The sequence below is a fragment of the Chryseobacterium sp. GP-SGM7 genome, from assembly GCF_049166575.1.
GTDB lineage: Bacteria > Bacteroidota > Bacteroidia > Flavobacteriales > Weeksellaceae > Chryseobacterium.
In genome coordinates this window covers 1,766,677-1,788,107 of sequence record NZ_JBMHFF010000001.1, presented here as the reverse complement: position 1 = coordinate 1,788,107, position 21,431 = coordinate 1,766,677, and the positions used below count along the sequence as shown (strand labels likewise).

At 31.9% G+C, this 21,431-nt stretch carries 19 protein-coding genes and 4 tRNA genes; 15 read left to right on the top strand and 8 right to left on the bottom strand.

The annotated features are described in order from the left end of the window. Positions 1 to 90 precede the first annotated feature (90 nt). Positions 91 to 600 (bottom strand): DUF6438 domain-containing protein, encoded by a 510-nt coding sequence (locus ACOOWA_RS08005; RefSeq protein ID WP_421374411.1) that lies wholly within the window; start codon positions 598 to 600, stop codon positions 91 to 93. Between the two features lie 360 nt (positions 601 to 960). On the opposite strand from ACOOWA_RS08005, the gene ACOOWA_RS08000 reads away from it, so the two are divergent. From ACOOWA_RS08000 to ychF, 4 genes are all read left to right on the top strand, one after another. Next, entirely contained in the window at positions 961 to 1,665 is a 705-nt protein-coding gene (locus ACOOWA_RS08000) for a class I SAM-dependent methyltransferase (protein WP_421374409.1), read from the top strand. Positions 1,666 to 1,882: 217 nt separating this feature from the next. Further along, positions 1,883 to 2,434, top strand: a complete 552-nt coding sequence (locus ACOOWA_RS07995) for a ferritin (RefSeq protein ID WP_421374408.1) — start codon at positions 1,883 to 1,885, stop codon at positions 2,432 to 2,434. 93 nt (positions 2,435 to 2,527) lie between these two features. Next, positions 2,528 to 4,498, top strand: coding sequence for an AAA family ATPase (locus tag ACOOWA_RS07990; protein ID WP_421374406.1), 1,971 nt, complete (start codon positions 2,528 to 2,530; stop codon positions 4,496 to 4,498). A gap of 99 nt (positions 4,499 to 4,597) precedes the next feature. Continuing rightward, the gene (ychF, locus tag ACOOWA_RS07985; protein WP_421374405.1) at positions 4,598 to 5,689 is read left to right on the top strand and encodes a redox-regulated ATPase YchF; all 1,092 of its coding nucleotides are present in this window, start codon (positions 4,598 to 4,600) and stop codon (positions 5,687 to 5,689) included. 295 nt (positions 5,690 to 5,984) lie between these two features. On the opposite strand, the gene ACOOWA_RS07980 is transcribed toward ychF, so the two are convergent. Beyond that, complete coding sequence (locus ACOOWA_RS07980) at positions 5,985 to 7,133, bottom strand: methionine aminotransferase (protein ID WP_421374404.1); 1,149 nt, start codon at positions 7,131 to 7,133, stop codon at positions 5,985 to 5,987. A 299-nt stretch (positions 7,134 to 7,432) separates the two neighbouring features. On the opposite strand from ACOOWA_RS07980, the gene ACOOWA_RS07975 reads away from it, so the two are divergent. The 4 genes from ACOOWA_RS07975 to ACOOWA_RS07960 are packed head-to-tail and all read left to right on the top strand — an operon-like array spanning position 7,433 to position 13,075. Further along, on the top strand, positions 7,433 to 9,310 hold the full coding sequence (locus tag ACOOWA_RS07975; RefSeq protein ID WP_421374403.1) for a DNA topoisomerase IV subunit B: 1,878 nt from the start codon (positions 7,433 to 7,435) through the stop codon (positions 9,308 to 9,310). A 28-nt stretch (positions 9,311 to 9,338) separates the two neighbouring features. Continuing rightward, positions 9,339 to 9,821, top strand: a complete 483-nt coding sequence (locus tag ACOOWA_RS07970) for a hypothetical protein (RefSeq protein ID WP_421374402.1) — start codon at positions 9,339 to 9,341, stop codon at positions 9,819 to 9,821. A 3-nt stretch (positions 9,822 to 9,824) separates the two neighbouring features. Next, positions 9,825 to 12,416 carry a DNA gyrase/topoisomerase IV subunit A gene (locus ACOOWA_RS07965; protein WP_421374400.1) on the top strand — a complete coding sequence of 864 codons (2,592 nt, stop codon included), beginning with the start codon at positions 9,825 to 9,827 and terminating at the stop codon, positions 12,414 to 12,416. Then, complete coding sequence (locus tag ACOOWA_RS07960) at positions 12,413 to 13,075, top strand: rhomboid family intramembrane serine protease (RefSeq protein WP_421374399.1); 663 nt, start codon at positions 12,413 to 12,415, stop codon at positions 13,073 to 13,075. The genes ACOOWA_RS07965 and ACOOWA_RS07960 overlap by 4 nt, the downstream gene beginning before the upstream one ends. A gap of 72 nt (positions 13,076 to 13,147) precedes the next feature. On the opposite strand, the gene ACOOWA_RS07955 is transcribed toward ACOOWA_RS07960, so the two are convergent. The 5 genes from ACOOWA_RS07955 to ACOOWA_RS07935 form a co-directional block, all read right to left on the bottom strand. Then, complete coding sequence (locus tag ACOOWA_RS07955; RefSeq protein ID WP_421374398.1) at positions 13,148 to 13,597, bottom strand: hypothetical protein; 450 nt, start codon at positions 13,595 to 13,597, stop codon at positions 13,148 to 13,150. Positions 13,598 to 13,690: 93 nt separating this feature from the next. Next, positions 13,691 to 14,539, bottom strand: a complete 849-nt coding sequence (gene prmC, locus ACOOWA_RS07950) for a peptide chain release factor N(5)-glutamine methyltransferase (RefSeq protein WP_421374397.1) — start codon at positions 14,537 to 14,539, stop codon at positions 13,691 to 13,693. Continuing rightward, positions 14,539 to 15,297, bottom strand: a complete 759-nt coding sequence (gene yaaA / locus ACOOWA_RS07945) for a peroxide stress protein YaaA (RefSeq protein ID WP_421374395.1) — start codon at positions 15,295 to 15,297, stop codon at positions 14,539 to 14,541. The genes prmC and yaaA overlap by 1 nt, the downstream gene beginning before the upstream one ends. Next, positions 15,294 to 16,001 carry a CPBP family intramembrane glutamic endopeptidase gene (locus tag ACOOWA_RS07940; protein WP_421374394.1) on the bottom strand — a complete coding sequence of 236 codons (708 nt, stop codon included), beginning with the start codon at positions 15,999 to 16,001 and terminating at the stop codon, positions 15,294 to 15,296. Before ACOOWA_RS07940 ends, yaaA begins: the two co-directional genes overlap by 4 nt. Positions 16,002 to 16,012: 11 nt before the next feature. Further along, on the bottom strand, positions 16,013 to 16,624 hold the full coding sequence (locus ACOOWA_RS07935) for an L-threonylcarbamoyladenylate synthase (protein WP_421374393.1): 612 nt from the start codon (positions 16,622 to 16,624) through the stop codon (positions 16,013 to 16,015). Between the two features lie 100 nt (positions 16,625 to 16,724). On the opposite strand from ACOOWA_RS07935, the gene ACOOWA_RS07930 reads away from it, so the two are divergent. From ACOOWA_RS07930 to ACOOWA_RS07915, 4 genes are all read left to right on the top strand, one after another. Further along, a tRNA-Met gene (locus tag ACOOWA_RS07930) sits at positions 16,725 to 16,797 on the top strand. Between the two features lie 37 nt (positions 16,798 to 16,834). Next, positions 16,835 to 16,907 (top strand) — tRNA-Met (locus tag ACOOWA_RS07925). A gap of 40 nt (positions 16,908 to 16,947) precedes the next feature. Further along, positions 16,948 to 17,020, top strand: a tRNA-Met gene (locus tag ACOOWA_RS07920). A gap of 38 nt (positions 17,021 to 17,058) precedes the next feature. Continuing rightward, positions 17,059 to 17,134, top strand: a tRNA-Met gene (locus tag ACOOWA_RS07915). A gap of 193 nt (positions 17,135 to 17,327) precedes the next feature. Here the strand turns inward: ACOOWA_RS07915 and ACOOWA_RS07910 are convergent. Beyond that, positions 17,328 to 17,897: a hypothetical protein gene (locus ACOOWA_RS07910; RefSeq protein ID WP_421374391.1), complete on the bottom strand. Its 570-nt coding sequence runs from the start codon at positions 17,895 to 17,897 to the stop codon at positions 17,328 to 17,330. Between the two features lie 327 nt (positions 17,898 to 18,224). On the opposite strand from ACOOWA_RS07910, the gene ACOOWA_RS07905 reads away from it, so the two are divergent. From ACOOWA_RS07905 to ACOOWA_RS07895, 3 genes are read left to right on the top strand one after another with little or no spacing between them, the layout of a single operon-like run. Further along, positions 18,225 to 18,590, top strand: a complete 366-nt coding sequence (locus tag ACOOWA_RS07905; protein WP_421374390.1) for a BlaI/MecI/CopY family transcriptional regulator — start codon at positions 18,225 to 18,227, stop codon at positions 18,588 to 18,590. Between the two features lies 1 nt (position 18,591). Then, positions 18,592 to 20,565, top strand: coding sequence for a M56 family metallopeptidase (locus tag ACOOWA_RS07900; protein ID WP_421374388.1), 1,974 nt, complete (start codon positions 18,592 to 18,594; stop codon positions 20,563 to 20,565). Between the two features lie 41 nt (positions 20,566 to 20,606). After that, entirely contained in the window at positions 20,607 to 21,431 is an 825-nt protein-coding gene (locus ACOOWA_RS07895) for a GLPGLI family protein (protein ID WP_421374386.1), read from the top strand.

The window sequence follows — 21,431 nt, the reverse complement described above, 5'->3', positions numbered from 1 at the left end:
TTTTTAGAAAATACAAGTTAGGAAAATATTGTTGGTAGAGCAGAGTTGGAAAATAGAATTTTTTTATGACTTTGATATATAAAATGTAATTTAAAGACAATCAAATCTGTTGTCAGTTTTAAAAGCATCGCTTTTTTCAAGTTTTGCTGAACAAATTTCATTTAGAAAATCAACAATATCAGTCTGGAACTCCATAGTAGGATTAAATGTTTCATAGCAAGTTTTATCACCACCTCTCTGTATCATTAAAGTAACGGTAGGAGTGTCTCTGGCAATATCATCTCTATAATATTTGTAATCCGGACCTGATATTTTCTTTACATTCTCATTTAATTTGTAAAAAGTATGATCATCTAATTGACCTTTAAAATATCCCATTTTTGTTGAGTCCAATTTAAAATCAAAAATTGATGTTTCTTTCTTAAAAACTGTTTCAGCAAATAGTTTAATTGTTTTATCGCTGCTAATTTCGAGATAATATGTCGGACAGGTTCCAAAACAGCCAGTTGTTTTATATATAATTTTATCAAATCTGGGAATTTCTTTTGAACATCCACAAATTAATAAAGCAAGAATAAAAATTAAAAATGAATTTTTCATCAATTATAGTTCAAGTAATAAATTTAAGTATTTTAAAATTTAGAATACTTGTTGTGCATTTATGGGAAAATATTAAACAAACTGAAAATCAAAAACTTGTATTTCTTTGATAAGCGAAGCGCCCTTGTTTTACTTTATTTCAGCATAGTTTTTTAGTTTCTTTTGTTTAACCTTGCGTTTATTTTATCGCAAAGTAAAACAAGAATTTAAATCAAAAAGCTTTTTTTAAAGGTAAACAAAGGCGTTTCACTTACTGAAGTAAAACAAATTTATAAATGCACAACAGGTTTAGAATGTCATTTTGTTCATCAGGAATTTTTAAACCAGGAAACCATTATCTTTGCATCAATAAAATTTGGCATGAAAGACTTAATGGGACGTGCAATCCGGGATTATTTTTACAACGAAGATTCAAAAGATTTGCAAACTGAAACTTCAATTTCCGAGCTGGATGAACTTCCGGTAGCGTATCTTTTCAGAGATTTTGAAGAGATGAATAAAATTGAAAAGAAAGCTTTGAAATTATCTTCAGGAAAAGTTTTGGATATCGGAGCCGGAGCCGGTTCTCATTCATTATATCTTCAGAATGAAAGAAATTTAGACGTTACAGCATTGGATATTTCTCCAAAGTCGATCGAAGTTTGTCAGTCAAGAGGAATTAAAAAAGCAGTTGCTCAAAATATGCTTGAATTTTCGGGAGAAACTTTTGATACTATTCTATTGTTAATGAATGGCACAGGGATTTTCCAAAGTCTGAATGTTATAGATATTTATCTTAAAAAATTATATTCATTATTAAATAAAAACGGCCAAATCCTGATTGATAGTACCGATATTCTTTACATGTTCGATCAAGATGAAGACGGCGGAGTTTTGATTCCGGCAAATGGATATTATGGAGAATTAGATTACATTATTCATTATAAAGGTGAATCTGAAGATCCCATTAAATGGTTGTATCTTGATTTTAATACCTTGAAAAATGCATCTGAAAACAATGGTTTCAAAATAGAAAAAGTTTTGCAGGATGATGATTCTTACTTGGCTAAATTAACAAAAAAATAATTTCATTTCTTAAATTCAAATGTCATTATTTTTATGATTAATGTAAAGTCAATTCCATGAAGATTTTGGCTTTTTTATTTTAGACTCACTATAAATTAAGTCGTTAAAATGTTGGTTAATAAAATATTATACGTTTCGATATTTTTAATGAATTAAAATATCATCGTACGGAATCATTTTTGTATCATTAGTCATAATCACACTAAAATATACAATTATGAATACGAACAGACTTTCACCGAGACTTGAAAAAGCCTTAAGCAATCAGATGAATGTAGAAGATTTACAGTCCAGAACTTATTTCTATTACGGAATTTGGGCGGCTGACAAAGGCTACAACGGAATTTCAAACTTTCTTTTCAGACATGCGCAGGAAGAAAGGGATCACGCGGTGAAATTTATGCAATATGTTTTGAACAGAGGCGGAAAACCAACGATTACTGAATTACCTGCACCGGGAGAAGAACCTAAAAGCCTTACAGAATGCTTTGATTTGGTTTTTAAACATGAAGTAGACAATACAACTGCCATCTATAAACTGGTTGACATTGCATTAGAAGAAAAAGACTGGGCTTCATGGAATTTTCTTCAGTGGTTTGTAAAAGAACAGATTGAGGAAGAAACTTTTGCCATGGATCTTATCGATAAACTTAAAATTGCTGGTGGCGACCGAGCAAGTGATGAATCATTATTTACTCTTGATAAAACTTTGGAAAATCTTCCTGATGATGCGGAACTCGCACAAAATGCAACAGGAACTAATCCATAACAGTTTCTAAAAAAATTATATCTACAATCCGTCAAATTATTGGCGGATTTTTTTTGTGATTTACTTTTGGTATTTTTGAAAAAACTAAGAATTATGAGTGAAAAGTTTGATATTATATTTTCGAATGAAAATAGTTTCGAAAGTTATTTCAATGAGGAAAATGAAAACTTAAAAATTCTAAAAGAATTATCAAGTACTAATATTTTTATAGGTGCAAATAACAGCGGTAAAAGCAGATTCATAAGAAGCTTGTTTGAAAATCTCGAATATGAAATTTTTGAAATAAATAAAATAGAAAAAATTACAAAAGAATATAATGACTATTTGAATTCTATCAAATTTGGTGGATTTTTTCTTGCTGATGGTAATCCTTATAGAGGAGATTTTAAAGATATTTTGACAAACAGTAGAATTAATTTTAAATCATTCAATATCTCAGAAAGGTTGTCGCTAATGACTGTGCGAGATATTTTGAATCATAATAAAAAAGTTCTGAATTTCCACAACAGATACATTAAAGATACTTTATTACGCCAGTATAGTCATATATTAGATAAATCTCTGTCTCCTGTGAATACAGTAAATATTTTTGATTTAAATAATGAATTGAATGAAATCTTAAATAGTAGAATTGGAAATGTGAAAAATATTTTCTTACCAACTTTAAGAACTGCTCATTCTCTTTTTGAAAGTAAAGATGATGATAATTATTCAAAAATATCAAAGGATATATTTAAGCAAACAATTTTCCATACTCATAAATTAAAATCGGATGAGCAGTTTGAGATTTTTACAGGTTTAGATTTATATTATCAAATTGTAAACATCAGAAATGATGTAAAAGACAAAAGAGAATCTTTCGAAAAATTTGAAGAATTTCTTTCAGAGAATTTTTTCCACGGTAAAAGAATTGAAATTGTTGCAAAATTTAATATTTATGATAAACATAATGGTAAAGACGATTCTGAAATAATTAATGTCTATATAGACGGAGAAAGTAAAGATTTACATGAATTAGGAGATGGGATTCAGGCATTATTTATTTTAATGTATAAAATTTATACTTGTGAGAATGAGAGTTTAATTTTTATTGATGAGCCTGAAATTAATCTTCATCCCGGAATGCAGCGTTTACTCTTAGAGCAAATTACTAACAATAAATTTCTTAAAGAAAAGAACTTAACTTATTTTATTTCTACGCATTCCAATCACTTTCTAGATCTTACCATTGAAAAAGATGATATCTCTATTTTCCTGTTTAATAAAGTTAATAAAGATAAATTTGTCGTTAAAAATGTTAATCATGGAGATAATTCTGCACTTCAATATTTAGGAGTTACCAACTCTTCTGTGTTTCTTGCAAACTGCTCAATTTGGGTAGAAGGAATTTCAGACAGAAACTATTTAAAATCTTTCTTAAAAGCATATTGTAAAAACATTGGAAAAGTTTATCCAAAAGAAGACATTGAATTTGCCTTCATTGAATATGCGGGAAGCAATATTGATCATTATAATTTTGATGAAGAAGATTTAAAAGAAAAAATTAATGCTTTTTCGATCAATAATAAAATATTTTTAATTTCTGATTATGATGGTGAATACAAGGATAATAAACATCAAGTTTATGAGGAGATAGCAAAAGAGAATGAAAATTTCATTTATCAGACTACCAAAGATTATAAAGAGATAGAAAATGTTTTACCGTTCAAAGTCTGGGATAAAATTATAATATATTTTTGTGATAAAAGAAAAATTAAAATTGAAGGAGAAAAAGATAGAATTCAAAATAAAATTTCAGAATCTTTAAAAAAGAAAGAGGAAAATTTATACAAAGAATTTTATATTGGAAAACTATTAAATGAAATTAAAACTGATATTCCCGAACTAAATAAAATTTGGGATAAAGATGATGGAACTTTAATGAATAAAGCAGAAGTAAGTTATAAAGTTTTAGAATTGACAGAAAAAGGGGAAATCACTTGGAATGATTTTAAAGACAATGATAAAATTGTTTCTATTGTACATGAAATGTATGATTTTATCCATAAATCCAATTATAAATAATTGATTTTTAAATACGATTAAACTTCACTATATTTGCACGCTGAAAGTGAAAGGTAATTTAACCTTAAACTTTAAACCTCAAACTTTGAACTCACTATTATGAAATGTGGAATCGTAGGCTTACCAAATGTAGGTAAATCAACTCTTTTTAACTGCTTAAGCAATGCTAAAGCGCAGTCAGCGAATTATCCTTTCTGTACCATTGAACCCAACTTAGGAACGGTTTCTGTACCGGATCAGAGATTATTTGAGCTTGAAAAACTGGTAAATCCTGAAAGAGTTTTGCCTGCTGTTGTAGAGATTGTAGATATTGCAGGTCTTGTAAAAGGAGCGAGTAAAGGTGAAGGTTTAGGAAACCAATTCCTGGCAAACATCCGTGAGTGTGAAGCGATTATTCATGTTTTGAGATGTTTTGATAACGGAAATATCATTCACGTTGAAGGTTCGGTAGATCCTTTAAGAGATAAAGAGATTATCGATATTGAGCTTCAGTTGAAAGACATGGAAACCGTAGGTAAAGCTGTTGAAAAAGCAAAAAAATTCATTAAATCTGGTAAAAAAGAAGATTTATTGACGTATGAAATACTTCAGAATCTTCAGAAGCACCTTGAAGATGGTAGAAATGCAAGAGAATTCGCAATGGATGATTTTGCAAAATCTATTATTAATGATGTACAGTTGTTGACTAATAAACCGGTTCTTTACGTTTGTAATGTTGATGAAAATTCAATTAAAAACGGAAACGACTGGATCGGGAAAATTGAAGAAATGGCTAAGAACGAAAATGCTGAAATTGTAGTTTTGGCAGCTCAGATCGAAGCTGACATCAACGAGCTGGAAACCTTTGAAGAAAGAGAAATTTTCCTTGAAGAATTGGGTCTTACAGAACCCGGAGTAAACCGTTTAATCAGAAAAGCTTACGATTTGTTGAAGCTGCAGACGTATTTTACAGCTGGAGTAAAAGAAGTAAGAGCCTGGACAATCGGACAAGGTTGGACAGCTCCTCAAGCTGCAGGTGTTATTCACACCGATTTCGAGAAAGGTTTTATCCGTGCAGAAGTTATTAAATATAATGATTATGTGACTTATGGTACAGAAGCAAAAGTAAAAGAAGCTGGAAAGCTTTCTGTTGAAGGTAAAGAATACATCGTTCAGGACGGTGATGTGATGCACTTCAGATTTAATGTTTAAAAATATTAAAAGTTAGTTATATAGTATTTTAAATGCGCTTCCATGAATTTGGGAGCGTTTTTTAATTTAAAAAAAAGAGATAAAAATTTATGAATGTCCGAATTGGTAATAATTTAGTTTTAAAAGTTTGTTTGCTATTCCGGCTGATTTTAGAGTTATGATTGAAAACGGACATTTATATAAAAATTAAATGAAAAAACTACAACAGACGAAAGTGTTATTTTTTCTCGCAGATTCAGCGAATTTCACAGATTTTTTTCCTGCGTGATCAGCTAAATCTGCGGAAGATTTTAATTTAAAGCCTTGCTAAGTTCTCAATTGCCTTTTCCAAAGTTTCATTCTTTTTCGCAAAACATAATCTAATCACATTTTCATTCAATTTATCCTTATAAAAAGCCGAAAACGGAATACTTGCCACTTGATGATCAATCGTTAATGCTGTTGCGAAATCAAAATCATTTTTGTCTGAAATTTTATCATATTTCAAAGCCTGAAAGTAAGTTCCTTCACAATCTAAAAGTTCGAATGGAGTCTGCGCTAAACCTTGTCTCAGAAAATCCCTTTTTTCCTGAAAAAAATGATTCAGTTGATTATAATGTTCGTCATCTTTCATGTATTCTGCCAATGCCATCTGGAGTGGAGTGTTTACACAGAACACATTGAACTGATGGACTTTTCTGAACTCATCCATTAAGGTTTTCGGAGCAGCACAATATCCGATTTTCCAGCCTGTGATGTGAAATAATTTCCCGAAAGATGCTACCAAAAGACTTCTTTCTCTTAATTCAGGATATTTACAGATGCTCAGATGTTGGTTTCCGTCAAAAACTATATTTTCATATACTTCATCACTTAATATTAAAATATGAGTGTCTTTTACAATTTTTATTAATTCCTGAATATCATTTTCCTTTAAAATCTTCCCGGAAGGATTGTTTGGATTGTTAAGAATAATCATTTTTGTTTTCTCTGAAACCAAATTTCTCACTACATTCCAATCGATTTCATAATCGGGAGCTTTCATTTGAAAGCGTTTTACAATTCCACCAAAAAGTTCTACCGTTGGTTCGTAACAGTCATAAGCAGGTTCAAAAATAATCACTTCATCCTCTTTTTTAATGAATGTCGCAATGGCAGTGAAAATTGCCTGGGTTCCACCTGCTGTAATTGTAATTTCAGTTTCAGGATGATAAACTGCGTTGTGGGAATTTTCAATTTTTCTTGCAATTTCCTCTTTTAACCCGATTATTCCGCCTAAAGGAGCGTATTGATTGAATCCTTTTTTAATGAAATTATCTGCTAAATTCAACAGTTTGGAATCTGTTTCAAAATCAGGAAAGCCCTGTGAAAGATTGATGGCTTGATGTTGATTGGCCAGTTGAGACATTTGAGTAAATATCGTGATTCCAACATCAGGAAGTTTCGAAGAAGGAAGTTGTATCATCTAAATTCTTTATAAATCTAAATTAATGCATTTTTTTTAAATTTTCAGCCAGATTCATGTAATTATGTTCATAAGCTGCTCTTATAAACTTTACCAGTTATGTGAAACTTGACAAAAAAATATCTAAAAAAAATTGAGAACTTCATATTCAAAATTTAGAATGATTAACAAAATTAAAAGTCACTAATATTTGGTATCCGACTTCTTTAAATTTAACTAAAAATGTTTATAAATAGAAACTTAAAAATTCGGATATTTTTGTTCATTTTCATACTTTTGTATGTTTGCTGAAATAATTTATGTCACAAGAAATACAACCTATCTATTCCGAAGATAATATCAGAACCCTCGATTGGCAGGAACATATTCGTTTGCGTCCCGGTATGTATATCGGTAAGCTTGGCGACGGTTCGTCTGCGGATGACGGTATTTATATTTTGCTGAAAGAAATTCTGGATAACTCGATTGATGAATTCAGAATGAAATCGGGTAAAAGAATTGAAATAAAAGTGGATGACGGAAAAGTCATGATCCGGGATTTCGGTCGTGGAATTCCTTTAGGAAAAGTGGTTGACGCAGTTTCAAAAATGAATACCGGTGGGAAATATGACAGCAAAGCCTTCAAAAAATCGGTTGGTCTGAATGGTGTCGGTACAAAAGCCGTCAATGCACTTTCAGATTATTTCCGTGTGCGTTCTTTCCGTGAAGGAAGAATGAAAATTGCCGAATTTTCTCGCGGTATAATTACTGAGGAACACGATGAAAAGGAAACTTCAGACAGAAACGGAACCGAAATCTTATTCACACCGGATTCTGAAATCTTTCTTCATTACAAATACAGAAAAGAGTATATCGAAAGAATGCTCCGAAATTATGCGTATCTGAATCCTGGGTTAAAGATTATTTTTAATGGTGAAACTTTCTATTCAGAGAACGGACTGAAAGATTTGCTGGAAGAAGAGCTTGAAAACGATGTTTTGTATCCGATTGTTCACTTGAAAGATAATGATATTGAGGTTGCCATTACGCATACCGATAAATCTCAGACAGAAACCTATTTTTCTTTCGTAAACGGACAAAATACAACACAGGGTGGAACGCATTTGAATGCTTTCCGTGAAGCGTATGTAAAAACAATCCGTGAGTTTTTCAATAAAAGTTTTGATGCTTCAGATGTAAGAAAATCTATTGTTGCGGCAATTTCCATTAACGTTGAAGAACCTGTTTTTGAATCTCAGACGAAAACAAAATTAGGTTCGAACGATATGGGACCAAACGGACCAACGGTTCGTACGTTTATTATTGATTTCTTAAAAAGTAAATTAGATAATTTTCTTCATAAAAATCCTGAAATTGCAGAAGCGATTCAGAGAAAAATATTAATTTCAGAACGAGAAAGAAAAGAACTTTCCGGAATTCAGAAATTAGCAAGAGAAAGAGCGAAAAAAGTTTCGCTTCACAACAAAAAACTGCGCGACTGCAGACAGCATTACAATGATCAAAAGGCGGAAAGAAAGGCTGAAACTCAAATTTTTATTACCGAAGGAGATTCTGCATCAGGTTCTATCACAAAATCAAGGGATGTTGAAACTCAGGCTGTATTTTCTTTAAAAGGTAAACCTTTGAACTGTTATGCTTTAACTAAGAAAGTAGTGTATGAAAATGAGGAATTCAACTTGCTCCAGGCTGCTTTAAATATTGAAGAAAGTCTCGAAGATTTACGATACAATCAGGTAATAATTGCAACCGATGCCGATGTCGACGGAATGCACATCAGACTTTTGATGATAACATTCTTCCTTCAGTTTTTCCCGGATGTGATTAAAAACGGGCATTTATTTATTCTTCAAACTCCATTATTCAGGGTTAGAAATAAAAAAGAAACAAGATATTGCTATTCTGAACTGGAAAGAGTGAAAGCTTTAAATGAATTAGGCAAAAACCCTGAAATTACCCGATTTAAAGGATTAGGAGAAATTTCACCTGATGAATTCAAGCATTTCATAGGGAAAGATATTCGTCTGGAACCCGTAGTTTTAGGAAAAGATCAGACAATAGAGCAGCTCTTAGAATTTTATATGGGTAAAAATACGCCAGACCGGCAGGTTTTCATTCTTGAAAATTTGGTTGTAGAAGATCAGGATATTAATAAAAAAGAGATTTTAAACGAATCATAAAGTTTAATGAAAATACAAAAAACACACGATGAGATTAAGCAATAGGAAAAAAGCACCTGTCTATAATTTTATCAATACCCTTTTATTGATGATGTTATCCGCAGGAATTGTAGGTTTTATTTTTGATCAAATGAGATTTAATATTCTGGAAGGCAAAAGTTATTTTTTAATTATAATTCCGGTTATATTACTGATTATTCTTTATCTGAACGGAAGACAAATTTTTGAATACGACAGTGATGGTGAAGCTTTGCATTTTAGAAACAGAAATATTATTCCGTTTATCAATAAACCTTTAAGCGATGAATTCCCTAAGTATAAATTAATTAGTTTTGAAATGGTTAGAGTCTTATTTATAAAAAGGCTTTATGTGACTATTTCTAGTAAAAATAGTGGCTCAACGATTTTAAAATATGAAATTTCGTATTTAACAAATAAAGAAGTCAACGATTTAAAAGTATCCCTCAACAAAGTAGTAAAAGCTAATAAAGAGAAAAGACATCAAGAATAAGTAATGATAGAAGACAACGCTCACGAAGGCGAAAGCTTAAAAAAAGTTTCAGGACTGTACAAAGACTGGTTTCTGGATTATGCATCTTATGTAATTTTAGATAGAGCCATTCCCTCTGTTTATGATGGTTTCAAACCGGTTCAGCGTAGAATTATGCATTCCATGCGCGAATTGGAAGATGGCCGTTACAATAAAGTGGCAAATATTGTCGGTAATACGATGAAATATCATCCGCACGGTGACGCATCCATCACAGATGCAATGGTAGGAATCGGACAGAGAGAACTTCTCATCGATACTCAGGGAAACTGGGGAAATATTTACACGGGAGATTCTGCAGCAGCAGCGAGATATATTGAAGCCAGATTAACGCCTTTTGCTTTAGAGGTTGTTTTTAATCCCAAAACCACAGAATGGTCTAAATCCTACGACGGTAGAAATAACGAACCTGTAGATTTACCGGTAAAATTCCCTTTGCTTTTGGCTCAGGGAGTTGAAGGAATCGGGGTCGGGCTTTCCACAAAAATTCTTCCGCATAACTTTAATGAATTAATTACAGCATCCATTGCTTATTTAAAAGGGAAAAAGTTTGAGATCTTCCCGGATTTTTTAACAGCAGGTTTTCTTGATGTTTCAGAATATAATGACGGCCATCGCGGTGGTAAAGTAAGAGCCAGAGCGAAAATTTCTCAGGTAGACAAACATACACTGATGATTTCTGAGCTCCCTTTTTCTAAAACGACAACAGACTTAATTGATTCTGTGTTGAAAGCCAACGAAAAAGGGAAAATTAAGATCAAAAAAATTGAAGACAATACTTCAGATAAAGTTGAAATTCTGATATATCTTCATAATGAAGTTTCGCCCGATAAAACGATTGATGCTTTATACGCATTTACCGATTGTCAGGTAACGATTTCTCCGAATGCGTGTGTAATTGTAGGTGATAAACCAATGTTCCTGACTGTTTCTGAAATCTTAAAAAGAAATACTGATCATACGGTTTCTTTGCTTAAGAAAGAATTGGAAATCGAACTTCACGAATTGCAGGAAAACTGGCATTTTTCATCTTTAGAAAGAATTTTTATCGAAAACAGAATTTATCACGATATTGAAGAGGTAAAAAGCTGGGAAGAAGTTCTGAAAACAATTGCAATAGGCTTAAAACCTCATACTTCACATCTTTTAAGAGAAGTTACGGAAGAAGATATTTTAAGACTGACTGAAATCAGAATTAAAAGAATTTCAAGATTCGATTTAGATAAATTTAAAGAAAATATTGCAGCTTTAGAAGGGAAAATTGAGCAGGTAAGATTCCATTTGGCAAATCTTATTGCCTATGCGATTGAATATTATTTAAACATTCAGAAAAAATACGGTAAAGACAGAGAACGTAAAACAGAATTAAGAATTTTCGATACGATTGATGCAACCAAAGTTGCCGTTGCCAACGAAAAATTTTATGCTAATTTTGAGGAAGGTTTCATCGGAACTTCGCTTAAAAAAGATCAGTATCTGTTTGACTGTTCCGACATCGACGATATCATCACGTTCCGAAAAGACGGAAGTATGAAAGTCGTAAAAGTGGAAGCCAAAACTTTCATTGGAAAAGATATTCAGCACGTTGCCATCTTTAAAAAGAATGATAAACGCACCGTTTACAATATGATTTACCGTGAAGGCAGAGACGGCCCTTATTATATGAAACGTTTTTCGGTAACCGGAGTTACAAGAAATACAGATTACGCTTTAGGTTCGGATATAAAAGGTTCAGAAATGCTTTATTTTTCGGCAAATCCGAATGGTGAAGCAGAAGTGGTAACGGTTTTATTGAAACCAAATCCGAGAATCAGAAAAAATAAAATGGAAATTGATTTCTCGGAATTAGCAATAAAAGGAAGAGATTCAAAAGGAAATTTGGTAACAAAATATTCTGTAAAAAAAGTTGATCTGAAAGAAGAAGGTGTTTCTACTTTAGCACCAAGAAAAATTTGGTTTGATGATACCGTAAGAAGACTGAATGCCGATGTGAGAGGCACTTTACTGGGCAGTTTTAAAGGTGACGATAAGATATTAACCATTAATGCTCAAGGTGAAGCAAAATTGGTAAGTTTTGATCTTGGGAACCGTTTCGATGATGAATATATTATCTTGGAAAAATGGCGGCCAAACCAACCAATCACCTGCATTTATTACGACGGCGAAAAGGATATTTATTTCATCAAAAGATTTTTGCTTGAAAACAATACCAATGTTCAAACCTTTATGCCATCGGAACATCCTAAATCTTTTATCGAAAGAATTCTTGTTTCAAATAATACGACTGCAGAAATTATTTTTGCAAAAGACAAAGGAAAAGAGCGTGATCCGGAGTCTATTAATATAGACGAGTTTATTGCCGTAAAAGGAATAAAAGCCATCGGAAATCAGTTTACAAAGTTTAAAGTTAAAAATATTAACATCACTATTCCAGAGCCTGAAGAAGAGGAGCCGGAAGTTTACGAAGAACCCGAATTTACACCTTCTGTAGATGATGAAGGAGGAACTATCGGAGATTTGTTTCAGAGTGATGATAATGAAAATACAACAGAATGAATATAATAGTTATCATAATCATTGCAATAACCTGTATCATAAGCTATATGGCTTTAAATGATATGAGAGTTTTTGAAAAATACAAATTTAATGTAGGAGCAATTCAGCATAGAAAAGAATATTTCAGACTCTTGACAGCAGGCTTTTTACATGCAGATTTTATGCATTTAGCCCTAAATATGTATGTGCTTTATATGTTTAGTCCTGCAATATTATATTCTTTTGGAGTTAGCGGATTTTTAATTATTTATGTTGCCTCTATATTATTAGGAAATTTATTTTCGCTTTTAATCTATAAAAATCAGGCTTGGTATTCTGCAATTGGAGCAAGTGGAGGAGTTGCAGGAATTATTTTTGCAAGTGTTTCTCTCAATCCTGCTTTGGCTGAAATTGGAATCATTTTTATTCCTTTCTTAAGAATTCCAGGATTTATTTTTGGACTTTTGTATTTTGGATATTCTGTTTACAGTATGTTAAAACCAAGATCGAATGACAACATCGGTCATGCCGCCCATTTAGGAGGTGCTTTTTTTGGTTTAGTCTACACTGTTATTATTTATCCGGAAAATGCGCTTCAGAATATAGTTTTTTTATTAATCATGTCGCTCCCTCTGATTTATTTGGCATACGAAATATTTGTAAGAAAAAGAATTAACTAAATTCTTCAAATCATCTGAAATAAAAAAGACTGTTCTCTAATGAAAACAGTCCTTTTTTTAGATTTACTATTACTATTCGGCCCAGGCAATTGGGATATAAACGTTAACGTAGCCGTCTTGTCCAACTGAAGATGGTGTCAAGGTGATTGTAGTAGAGCCATAACCAACCCAGCCTCCTTGTCCCTGATAAGCCGAGATCTCATAAATTCCTTCCGGAAGATCGTTAAAATATCCTGGTAATTTTGCAAAACCACCAACATAAGTGATGTATCCGTCATAAACATCACCTGTATTTACATCGGTTGCATAAATTCCGCCCATGTCATAAGTTCCACTCATTGTGCTTATTCCGTTTTGAGTAGTACCTACTTTTAGCTGATAAGTCTGCTGTCTTTTACTATTTTCACTTTTATTGGCAAGATTCATTTCAGAATCCGTAAGAGTTGTTGCATCACTGTTGCAGCTGAAAATCGTAAATAAAACTCCGCAAGCAAGCAGAGTGCTTTTCATTGAATTTTTCATAAAAATAATTTTTGTTTGGTATGATAAAGTTAAGCATATAAAAATAAAAAGAATTTGATTACAATTAACTTTATGTGAATTTTCGAACTAATCTTATTTAATACTAAAAATAAAACGATCGTTTCCGCTTAAGTCTTTTATCAGTTCGCTGTGTGAGAAATCTTTGTGCAATTCTAAAGTTTCTTTGCCTAATTTCTGGTTGATTTCCAAAAATAATAATCCATTTTCATTTAAATATTTCTTAGAATCTTCCGCAATTTTACGATAGAAAATTAATGCATCAGAAGTAGGCGAGAACAAAGCCATTTTCGGTTCAAATTCCTTTACGGAGTCTGCAATCTCATTTTCTTCATCAACTCCGATATAAGGTGGATTTGAAATAATTACATCATAGTTTTTATTTAAATTTAAATTCAGATAATCCGCATGAATGAAATTGATTTCAAGCTGGTGAAAATCGGCATTCTTTTTCGCAGTTTCCAGGGCTTTTTCAGAAAAATCAATCGTACTTACTTCAGCTTCAGGGAAATGTTTTTTTAAAACCAAAGGAATAATTCCACTTCCGGTTCCGATGTCGAGAAATTTATGATTTGAGATTTGAGATTTGAGATTTGAGATTTTTTTTATCGCAAATTCAAGTAATTCTTCAGTTTCAGGACGTGGAATCAAAACGTTTTCATCCACAAAAATTTTCATTCCGTAAAATTCAGTTTCGCCTAAAATCTGCAAATAAGGTTTTCCTTTTTTTAATTCTGAAATAATTTGCTGAAATTTTTCTTCATGTTCAACCGAGATTTGTTCTTCAGAATATTGTTTTTGCTGAATGGAATTTAAACCTAATAATTCTTCTGCAAAGACCTGAAATATAAATATGCTTTCAGAATCTGTATACATTTCCGAAAGCGATTCTGAGAATTTTTTTTTAAGCTGTAATAACGTCATTATCTTGTAAAAACCAGTTTTGTATCTGTAGATTTTTCCTCGTCAATTCTGTATTGGTCATAATTAAATGCTTTTACATCATTCAGATTTTTAGCATTCGTTTCGGCACAGAATCTCACCATCAAACCTCTTGCATGTTTGGTATAGACAACAATTGTTTTGAGTTTTCCGTCTTTCATTTCATAAAAGTCAAAATCGATAACCTGATGATTGAGTTTTTTTCTGTCAACAACTTTTACATATTCATTGCTCGCTAAATTCAGAAGAATTTCGTTTTTCTTCATTTCAGAATTAAGTTGCTCTGTTACTTTTTCAGTCCAGAAATCGTAAAGATTTTTATTTCCTTCAAATTCAAAATTTCTGCCCATTTCCAGACGGTACAACATCACTTTATCTGAAGGTTTCAATAAACCATACAATCCGGAAAGTATTCTGTAGTTCTTCTGAAGATAATCAACTGCATTTTTGTCTAAAGTTTTTGAATCCAGACCACGGTAAACTTCACCTGTAAAAGCAAACATGGCAGGAGCAGATTCTTTTACGGTAGGTTTAGACTTCCATTTTTGGTTTCTTTCCCAGTTTTCGTCGGCTAGTTTATCCGAAATTTCCATTAAATCGGAAAGATATTTTGGCGACTTTTGTTTTAAGTGAGATTGAATCAATTCTGCCTGTTCAATAAATTTTGGGGTCGAACTTCTCAAAAATTCGGTTGAATTTTCTACATTCATTAATTTGGCAGGAGAGGTTATAATTTTCATAGATTTAATAAAGATAAATGTTTAAAATCAACTAAATTCATCATCATCATTGAGATAAAATCAAACATAAAATGACAGATGATCAGAATTTTAATGTTGGAATATTTTTTATAAAATAAGGCAAATACAATCCCAATAAAAAAAGGACCGACAACTTGTGCAATCGTTCCATATGTACTGTGTAAAATAGCAAATAATAATGCAGAAACAATAATTCCTAAAGCCGGACTGTTGTATATTTTTTCAATTCTGGGCTGAATGTAAGCTCTCATTAATAATTCCTCGATAACTCCGGCTGTCAAACAGGTGAAAATTATGAGTAAATAATTGTTTTTAAATAAAATTTTAAACTCTAAAAGCCTTTCACTGACTTTTTCTTTGGTTAAAAAAATAATAATTGCATTCAGAAAAGCCCCGCCGAATAAACAGATTAAATATAAAAGAATGACGGCTCCAAAATAGAAAATATATGAGTATTTCCGGTCTTCCCAAACAAAAAATGACCTGTTTTCGATAAAAAAATTATAGATTAAAACCAATAACAAAACCAGCCAAAGAGAAAGTCTGTTATAAAAAAATAAATCCTGCGTTAACGTCTTATAATGAAAAAAAGAATTGATTAAAGGAATTGAATACAGCATTGAGGCGGCAAGTAATACAAAAGTCAGTACGACGCCTAAAGAATATTTTCCGTTCAGACTCATTTTAAATCTTTCTAAATTTCTCCTTTTCCCTGACGAATAATTTCCGGTTCGCCCGAAGTTAAATCGACAATTGTAGAGGCAAAATTATCTCCATAGCCTGAATCTATTACCAAATCAACCAGATGATCATATTTTTCGGCGATTAATTCGGGGTCGGTGGAATATTCAATGATTTCGTCATCATCTTTTATAGAAGTTGAAGCGATAGGATGTCCCAGTTTTTCAACAATCAACTGCGGGATTGAATGATCAGGAACACGAATACCAATAGTCTTGTGATTTTTATAAGCTAAGGGCAAACTTTTGTTGGCCTCTAAAATAAATGTAAAAGGACCTGGAAGATGGCTCTTCAAAAACCTGAAAACCGAGGTGTCAATTGGTCTTGTAAAATCTGATAGATGACTTAGATCGTTACAGATAATAGAGAATTTTGCTTTGTCGAGCTTCTGTTTTTTTATCTGGGCCAGCTTTTCCATTGCTTTAATATCAAAAATATTACAGCCTAGAGCATAAACAGTATCAGACGGATAAATAATCAGTCCGCCGTTATTCAGGGTTTTAATCACCTCATTGATAAGGTTTTCCTGAGGATTATCGGGGTAAATTCTTAAAATCTTTGCCATAAACAAATGTACGAATATTTGGGCTGAATCAAAGAATATGCCTTTATTTAAAGGATTGCTTGCGTTTTTGAAATATATTCGTATATTTGCAGTCCAATATCGCGGGATGGAGCAGTAGGTAGCTCGTTGGGCTCATAACCCAAAGGTCATCGGTTCGAGTCCGGTTCCCGCTACTACAATAACGTCTTCGGTAAGCGTTTAAAAATATACCGCGGGGTAGAGCAGTAGGTAGCTCGTCGGGCTCATAACCCGGAGGTCGCACGTTCGAGTCGTGTCCCCGCTACTAAATTAAGTGTTTTTCGGTAAGCACAATAAAGAAACACCGCGGGATGGAGCAGTAGGTAGCTCGTTGGGCTCATAACCCAAAGGTCATCGGTTCGAGTCCGGTTCCCGCTACTAAAATAACGTTTTCGGTAAGCGTTTAAAAAATATACCGCGGGGTAGAGCAGTAGGTAGCTCGTCGGGCTCATAACCCGGAGGTCGCACGTTCGAGTCGTGTCCCCGCTACCAACAGGAGAATCAGAAATGGTTCTCTTTTTTTTGCTTTAAACTGATATGTTAATTTTAAAAACGGATCACGCCTAAAATTGTTATGTTTTGTAACTTGCAACGAACCATAAAGTTTTTTCAGACGAATAATAAAAATTATAAATAAAATTCCCGCTTCATTGAAACGGGAATTTTATTTAAAGTATAAAAACTCTTATTTAACCAAAGTCTCAAATGGAGCTAATTTAAAATCTTCAGATTTTACCTGCTCAAAGTAAGATGATTTGTTTTTTCCTTTCAGCTTTCCAACTGCTTTTGATGCTGCAGCAAAGTCTGTATCAACTTTGGTGGCAATTTCTGTTGGTTTGAAATCTTTTTTCACGCTGTCGTCATCTACTCCCAAATATCCGTTTTTCTTTGTAAGATAATTAATGAAATTATCATAATTTCCTAGTGTATTTCTGAAGTATTGTGTATGATAGTTCATACATTTTGTTGCTTTCTTAGGTTTATTAACAATACAGCTTGCCATATTTCCTCTGTAAAGATCAAATTCTAAAGCTACAGCATCATATTCTTTTTTCAATGCAGCTGTACCGTTAGTAAGTATCGAATTGTCTTTTTGTGATTCGCTTATTTTTTTCAAATGTTCCAAAACTAAAGGAACGGTGTTTTCAATTTTCGTTTTTGCCTCTGTAACAGACCCGAAAACAGATGATGTTTGCGCTGATGTTACATTAAAAATCAACAGCATTAAAACAGAAAGTAGAGTATATCTTTTCATTAGAAATTTTTAAAGCACTAAAATAAATATATTTTCCCATTATAAGCACATTCATATTCATTTTATTTAATAAATTTTAACAAGTTTTAAGAATTTATATTAAAATTATGTAATTTACTGATGATTAATTAGAACAAATTTCAGCGATTTAAAAATTTAACATATTTTAATATTTTGTAAATTATTGATTATTAAACGGTTGTAAGATTTATTATTTTATCACTAAAAAAATAGTTGTTCAAGCGAAAAATATTTCTACATTTGTATAACTAATTTATTAGTGATATGAATTTTTTAGTAACTTTATCGCTATAAATAAAAATCATTATGATCATTCAGACATTAACAAAGGCAGAAGAACAGGTAATGCAGTTTTTGTGGAAACTCGAAAAAGGTTTTCTTAAAGATGTTTTGGAACTTTATCCCGAACCCAAACCGCATACCAATACAGTTTCAACTATTTTGAAAGTTCTTAATGATAAAGAATTTGTAGATTATCATGTGTACGGAAGGCAGCACGAATATTTTCCTTTGATAACAAAAGAGCAATATTCTGGGAAAACGATGAAAAGTTTAGTGAAAAATTATTTTAAAGGTTCTTACAAAAGTGCCGTTTCTTTTTTGGTTGAAAAAAATGAAATGACCGTTGAAGATCTTGAAATGTTATTGAGCGAACTAAAAAACAAAGATTAGTATGGAAGCACTGATTTTTTATTTCGGAAAAGTAATTATTTGTTCGGGTGTAATGTTTTTGTATTACAAATTGTCTTTAAAAGACAAGACGTTTCATCATTATAACAGATTTTACCTTTTATCGGCAATGTTGATTTCAATTTTTCTGCCTTTAATTAAAGTGGAAGATTTTACAATCGAGGTGAACGAAAATCTGTTTTTATTGATTAGTAAGCTACAGAATTTAAACGCAAATAAAAGCATAGATCATGACTACATTTATTTTAGAATTATTTTTTCAGCTTTGGGATTGGTTTCTCTCTATTTTTTAGGGAAATTTCTTTACGGAATTTTCAGAATCCAACAACTTAAAAGTCAGTTTAAAAAAGAAAGCTTTGAAGGGGTAAATTTTTACCAGACCAATCTTTCTGAAGCTCCGTTTTCTTATTTCAAAAATCTTTTCTGGAAAAATACTATTGTCGTCAATTCAGACATCGGAAAACAGATTTTAAAGCACGAAATGGTTCATATTGAGCAGAAACACTCTGTTGATAAGATTTTTATGGAGATTATCACTTCTGTTTTCTGGTTCAATCCGTTTTTTCATATTATTAAAAAAGAGATAAGCTTAATTCACGAATATCTGGCTGATAAAAAAGCCGTAAAACAATCGGACACGAAAGCATTTGCGCAGATGCTTTTAGCAAGCCACTTTTCCGGAAAAGAGTTGCCTGTGACCAGTCCGTTTCTAAGTTCAAACCTTAAAAAAAGACTCAAAATGTTACAAAAACCTCAAACAAAATTTGGTTATGCGCGAAGAATATTTGCTCTGCCGGTTTTATTCACCGTTGCATTTGCATACATGGTGAATGCCAAAAACAAAGAAATAAAAGAAACCAATATTGAAATTGAAAAAGCTGTTGCCGAGATTAAAAAAGATACTTTATCTCCAAAAAGCGAAACAGATCAAATTGTAAAACTACAACAGGAAAAAATTTCAAAGGCCAATGAGAAATTAAAAATTCAATCTGAAAAACTAAAAACATTAAGCGAAAAATCGAAGGAAAAAGCTGCCGAACTTCAAAAAATAGCGAAGGAAAAAGGTGAGAAAAGCTACGATTTTGAATTAAAAGCAAAAGAATTGAAACAGCTTGCTGGTGAAATGGATAAGATTGCTCGTGACAAACAATTTTCTTCAGATTTTGATGATCTTCTAAGTACAAGAAGTAAATTGTTAGCTGAAAAAGATGCAAAAGTGATTCTTAGAGATATGAGCATAAAGAGAGTTTTTCCAGATGGAGACAATTATAAAATAAATATAAACGGAGAGAACATTGACTTTGATAAAATGTTTGACTCTAATGACTTTAAAGATCTGAATTTAAATGAAGAAAAGATTAAAGTAATTAAAGAAAAATTTAACTCACCGGAATTTAAAGATAAGTTTAGTAGAATTAATAAGTTCTATATAAACGGAAAAAACATTTCAACTCCCAATACTGAAGAACTAAGGAAAATTACCGACGGATACAGTTTTTTTAATGGAACAAAAAACTTTTCAAGAAAAGAACTTACTAAAAAAGAGAAGCGAAAACTTGAAAAGTTATCAAAAGAAAGGGCTGAAGCTGAGAAAAAATTAAAGGAAATCAGAAAAGAACAAGCTGAATTGCAGGGAAATCCTTGGATAATTTCTGTAAATGCTCATGCACCAAAGGTAAGTTATCTGGCAAATTCATCTTATAAACAATCTATAACACCACCAATTAGCAGAACTCTATCTAATAGTTCAACTTTTAAAACAAATGTAAAAGATGTAATTAACATCAATTCTGACAGCAATATTAAAATCTTTATCGATGAGAAAGCAAGTTCCAGTGAAGAGATGAAAAAACTTGATCCTAAAAATATCGAATCGGTAACTGTAAATAAAACGAAAACTACAGGAAATACTTCAGGAGAAATTTATATCAAAACGAAGAATGATAACTCCAATTAATTCATTCCAAAAAATAATTTTCACCAAATAAATTTTGTAGAATGAAACTAATAACCATTTTCAGTTTTTTGATCTTCGGTATATTGATCAAAGCGCAAAACAAACGTTTTATTTACGAATATAAATTCATTCCCGACTCTGCAAATATTTCCGATATAAAAACAGAAATAATGAATCTGGATACTTCGCCTACTGAATCGAAATTTTACAGCTATTCTGTGTATAAATCAGATTCTATCATGAAAGTAGATTTGGAAAAACAGTTGGCAAATACCGGAATGATCAATATAAAATCTGATCAGAATAAAGGTTCTGTAATGTATTCTGTATCGAAAGATTATCCCGATTACAAAGTTTTTTTGCATAATCAGCTTCTTGCAGATCAATACAAAATCTCTGATGACCGGAAAATAATTTGGAAAATAAGTTCAGATAAACAAAAAATAGGTGAATGGAATACTCAGAAAGCCGAAACCGAATTTGGAGGAAGAAAATGGGTTGCCTGGTTTGCACCAGATATTCCGATTCAGGATGGTCCTTATAAATTTCATGGTTTGCCGGGACTTATTGTAAAGCTTGAAGATAACACAAAATCTCATGTTTTTAATTTGCAGGGAGTGAAAAACATTAAGGAAATTCCGTCGAATATTTTTAGGATGAAAGAAATTAACGTAAATCAAAAACAATACGAAAAATTACTAAAAGAATATGAAAACGACCCTACAAAAGGAAGAAGACAAATACAGACAGGAGGTATTACAATTATGATGAAAGAAGGTGCAGGAAATGATATGAAAGCACAGGAATTGAGAATTAAAGAACGCATCAAAAAAAACAACAACCGAATAGAACTGGTTACCAAATAA

Coding starts and splice junctions, on each gene's coding strand:
- ACOOWA_RS07940 (WP_421374394.1), bottom strand. CDS start 16,001: ATGAGTCTGAACGGAAAATATTCTTTAGGCGTCGTACTGACTTTTGTA.
- ACOOWA_RS07900 (WP_421374388.1), top strand. CDS start 18,592: ATGGAAGCACTGATTTTTTATTTCGGAAAAGTAATTATTTGTTCGGGT.
- ACOOWA_RS07960 (WP_421374399.1), top strand. CDS start 12,413: ATGAATATAATAGTTATCATAATCATTGCAATAACCTGTATCATAAGC.
- ACOOWA_RS07955 (WP_421374398.1), bottom strand. CDS start 13,597: ATGAAAAATTCAATGAAAAGCACTCTGCTTGCTTGCGGAGTTTTATTT.
- ACOOWA_RS07975 (WP_421374403.1), top strand. CDS start 7,433: ATGTCACAAGAAATACAACCTATCTATTCCGAAGATAATATCAGAACC.
- ACOOWA_RS07965 (WP_421374400.1), top strand. CDS start 9,825: ATGATAGAAGACAACGCTCACGAAGGCGAAAGCTTAAAAAAAGTTTCA.
- ACOOWA_RS07995 (WP_421374408.1), top strand. CDS start 1,883: ATGAATACGAACAGACTTTCACCGAGACTTGAAAAAGCCTTAAGCAAT.
- ACOOWA_RS07895 (WP_421374386.1), top strand. CDS start 20,607: ATGAAACTAATAACCATTTTCAGTTTTTTGATCTTCGGTATATTGATC.
- yaaA (WP_421374395.1), bottom strand. CDS start 15,297: ATGAAAATTATAACCTCTCCTGCCAAATTAATGAATGTAGAAAATTCA.
- ACOOWA_RS08000 (WP_421374409.1), top strand. CDS start 961: ATGAAAGACTTAATGGGACGTGCAATCCGGGATTATTTTTACAACGAA.
- ACOOWA_RS07905 (WP_421374390.1), top strand. CDS start 18,225: ATGATCATTCAGACATTAACAAAGGCAGAAGAACAGGTAATGCAGTTT.
- ACOOWA_RS07990 (WP_421374406.1), top strand. CDS start 2,528: ATGAGTGAAAAGTTTGATATTATATTTTCGAATGAAAATAGTTTCGAA.
- ACOOWA_RS07980 (WP_421374404.1), bottom strand. CDS start 7,133: ATGATACAACTTCCTTCTTCGAAACTTCCTGATGTTGGAATCACGATA.
- prmC (WP_421374397.1), bottom strand. CDS start 14,539: ATGACGTTATTACAGCTTAAAAAAAAATTCTCAGAATCGCTTTCGGAA.
- ACOOWA_RS07970 (WP_421374402.1), top strand. CDS start 9,339: ATGAGATTAAGCAATAGGAAAAAAGCACCTGTCTATAATTTTATCAAT.
- ychF (WP_421374405.1), top strand. CDS start 4,598: ATGAAATGTGGAATCGTAGGCTTACCAAATGTAGGTAAATCAACTCTT.
- ACOOWA_RS07910 (WP_421374391.1), bottom strand. CDS start 17,897: ATGAAAAGATATACTCTACTTTCTGTTTTAATGCTGTTGATTTTTAAT.
- ACOOWA_RS08005 (WP_421374411.1), bottom strand. CDS start 600: ATGAAAAATTCATTTTTAATTTTTATTCTTGCTTTATTAATTTGTGGA.
- ACOOWA_RS07935 (WP_421374393.1), bottom strand. CDS start 16,624: ATGGCAAAGATTTTAAGAATTTACCCCGATAATCCTCAGGAAAACCTT.